The organism is Mycobacterium sp. (genome assembly GCF_032159565.1).
Taxonomy (GTDB): Bacteria; Actinomycetota; Actinomycetes; order Mycobacteriales; family Mycobacteriaceae; genus Mycobacterium.
Map to the genome: position 1 here is coordinate 1 of NZ_JAVHWR010000161.1, position 3115 is coordinate 3115.

General features: G+C 67.3%; 3 protein-coding genes. 2 read left to right on the forward strand and 1 reads right to left on the reverse strand.

Translation table 11 applies throughout. From position 1 onward, the window contains the following. Positions 1–3: 3 nt before the first annotated feature. Positions 4–783, reverse strand: coding sequence for a trypsin-like serine peptidase (locus QOC76_RS21785; protein WP_526360278.1), 780 nt, complete (start codon positions 781–783; stop codon positions 4–6). 168 nt (positions 784–951) lie between these two features. On the opposite strand from QOC76_RS21785, the gene QOC76_RS21790 reads away from it, so the two are divergent. Both QOC76_RS21790 and QOC76_RS21795 read left to right on the forward strand, forming a co-directional pair. Then, positions 952–1890 carry a proteasome assembly chaperone family protein gene (locus tag QOC76_RS21790; protein WP_526360280.1) on the forward strand — a complete coding sequence of 313 codons (939 nt, stop codon included), beginning with the start codon at positions 952–954 and terminating at the stop codon, positions 1888–1890. Between the two features lie 33 nt (positions 1891–1923). Next, on the forward strand, positions 1924–2955 hold the full coding sequence (locus QOC76_RS21795; RefSeq protein ID WP_526360282.1) for an alpha/beta fold hydrolase: 1032 nt from the start codon (positions 1924–1926) through the stop codon (positions 2953–2955). Positions 2956–3115 lie beyond the last annotated feature (160 nt).

Genomic DNA, 3115 nt, shown 5'->3' on the forward strand with positions numbered 1-3115 from the left:
AGGTCAGCAGTCGTCGTCGAACACCGAGGGCGCTTCGTCGCCCGGACCGCCTGCCTCTGCGCGCGCCAGCAGCGCGCCCACCCCGCCGTCGAACGGCGGTGAGTACGAGACGTTTTCGTCACATCCACCACCGTCAAGCCCACCGACCAAACCGTTGACGGTCGGTCCCGTTGTCCAGGGTGCGCCACTGGTTCCGTCGACAAGCCCGCCGCAGGGCAGCGACGGGAAGCCGCCCGGCGCCGACTCGGTTGTCGACTCGCAGCCGATCGGACCGCCTCCCACACCCAACCCGTACCCGGTCACGTTGACCACCGTGCCCGGCTTCGGTGCGGTACCGATCGCGAGGCCACCGCCGGCCTCGGCCTCCACCGACCCGCCGCCGTCACGGGTGACTCGCAGAATCGCGAAGTCCGCCAACGGATCCTGGTTCTGCACCCAGCGAGGGTCGAGGTATATCGTGCCGACCCGCCAGACGGCCGCCGGGTCGGCGGAGTCCTTGAAGCCGGGGACGAACGTGGTGTCGACGCCCTCGGCGACGCAGTGCGCAGCGGTGAGGATGAGATCACCGTCCGCCGAGTCGAGGACGCCCGCGGTGCACGTGTGCAGATCGCCCGCACCGGGGAACAGCGCGCCGATCCGTGCGTCCGGCGGCACGGGAGCGGCCGACATCTTCGTCGCCGACGGCGTCTCACTCGTCGCCGTGTCCGCCGCAGGGGGCGCGGGCCGCGCGCATCCGGCCACAGCCGCCAGCAGCCCGATCACCAGCACCGCCGATACCCGCATAAGGTCTGATCTTGCCCGATCGCCGGGTCCACGGCGGCGCGGCATGAGGACTTCGAGGCCCGGGTTGGGGGCAGATGAGACACTGGAAGTGGCGGTGTCGAGGAGGCGAGCGCAATCAGCGACGAGAACGAGAAGCAGGAACAGCGGTACGAACCCGACCAGAGCGGGATGTACGAGCTGGAGTTCCCCGCGCCGCAGTTGTCGTCCACCGACGGCCGCGGCCCGGTGCTGATCCACGCCCTGGAGGGGTTCTCCGACGCCGGGCACGCCATCCGGTTGTCCGCCCAGCACCTCAAGGACTCATTGGACACCGAGCTGGTCGCGTCGTTCGCCATCGACGAACTGCTGGACTACCGGTCGCGGCGGCCCCTGATGACGTTCAAGACCGACCATTTCACCCACTACGAGGAACCTGAGCTGAGCCTCTACGCGCTGCACGACAGCGTCGGAACCCCGTTCCTTCTGCTCGCGGGCATGGAGCCGGACCTGCGCTGGGAACGGTTCATCACCGCGGTCCGGCTGCTGGCCGAACGGCTCGACGTCCGGCAGACCATTGGGCTGGGCACCATTCCGATGGCGGTGCCGCACACCCGCCCGATCACGCTGACCGCCCACGCCAACCACAAGGAGCTGATCGCCGGTCACACCCCATGGGTCGGCGAGGTGCAGGTTCCCGGCAGTGTGTCCAACCTGCTCGAGTACCGGATGGCGCAGCACGGCCACGACGTGGTGGGGTTCACCGTGCATGTGCCGCACTACCTCGCGCAGACGGACTACCCGGCGGCAGCCGAGGCGTTGCTCACCCACGTGGCCAAGTCCGGCTCGTTGCAACTGCCGCTGGGCGCCCTGGCCGAATCGGCCGCCGAAGTGCACGCGAAAGTCGAGGAACAGGTGGGCTCGAGCGCCGAAGTCGCCCAAGTGGTGGAGGCCCTTGAGCGCCAGTACGATGCGTTCATCGCAGCCCAGGAGAACCAATCGCTGCTGGCCCGCGACGAGGATCTGCCCAGCGGTGACGAGCTCGGTGCCGAGTTCGAGCGATTTCTCGCACAGCACGCGCGGGAGAAGAAGAGAAAAGAAGGCTTCCAAGACGGGGACGACGGCGATTAGGCCATCCCCCGGTCCGACGACGAGGTTGGCCACATGACAGCTCAAAAGTCCAAAAAGCCCAATCTCCGTCCGGTGCGGGAGCTGACGCCCACGCTTCAATACCGCACCATCCACGGGTACCGCCGGGCGTACCGGGTCGCCGGATCGGGTCCCGCGATACTGCTGATCCACGGGATCGGGGACAACTCCACGACGTGGAGCAGCGTGCAATCCACGCTCGCCCAGCGATTCACCGTCATCGCCCCTGACTTGCTCGGACACGGAAAGTCCGACAAACCCCGCGCCGACTACTCCGTGGCGGCGTACGCGAACGGGATGCGGGATCTGCTCAGCGTCCTCGACATCGAACGGGTCACGGTCGTTGGTCATTCGCTCGGTGGCGGCGTCGCGATGCAGTTCGCCTATCAGTTCCCGCAACTGGTGGACCGACTGATCCTGGTCGGCGCGGGCGGAGTGACCAAGGACGTGAACTTCGCGCTTCGGATCGCGTCCCTGCCGATGGGCAGTGAAGCGCTGGCGCTGCTGCGGCTGCCGCTTGTCCTTCCCACTGTGCAGGCGGTGGGGCGGGTCGCAGGCCTGGCGATCGGCAAGACCGGGGTTGGCCGCGACCTTCCCGAGATGCTTCGCATTCTCCGCGGCCTACCCGAGCCGACCGCCTCCTCGGCGTTCGCCCGCACGCTGCGGGCCGTCGTCGACTGGCGCGGGCAGGTGGTCACCATGCTGGACCGATGTTATTTGACGAAATCCGTTCCCGTTCAGTTGATTTGGGGCTCTCACGATTCGGTGATACCGGTCAGCCACGCGCGGCTGGCACACTCCGCGATGCCTGGCTCGCGGCTGGAAATCTTCGAGGGCTCCGGACATTTCCCGTTCCACGACGATCCGGACCGCTTCGTCGAGATCGTGGAGCGGTTCATCGACTCGACCGAACCGGCCACCTACGACCAGGAATTGCTGCGCGGTCTGCTGCGCGACGGCATCGGCGAGGGCACGATCACCGGATCGGTCGATACCCGTGTCGCGGTGCTCGATGCAATGGGCACCGACGAGCGCAGCGCCACCTGAGCCCGCCCCCCATCGGCACGTCGTAGCATCGGGCTCAGTGTCAGGGTGAGATTGCCGCTATCGCGGTGGTTGGATCCTTTGCACCTGGTGTCTGGCTCGTAGCATCGGTGCCGCCTTCGGGTTGGCGTGCATGCGTTTTGTCGGCATCAGGTGTGAAGGA

Bases quoted from the DNA above. Each gene is read 5' to 3' on its own strand.
- QOC76_RS21785 (WP_526360278.1), bottom strand. From the start codon at position 783: ATGCGGGTATCGGCGGTGCTGGTGATCGGGCTGCTGGCGGCTGTGGCC.
- QOC76_RS21790 (WP_526360280.1), top strand. From the start codon at position 952: ATGTACGAGCTGGAGTTCCCCGCGCCGCAGTTGTCGTCCACCGACGGC.
- QOC76_RS21795 (WP_526360282.1), top strand. From the start codon at position 1,924: ATGACAGCTCAAAAGTCCAAAAAGCCCAATCTCCGTCCGGTGCGGGAG.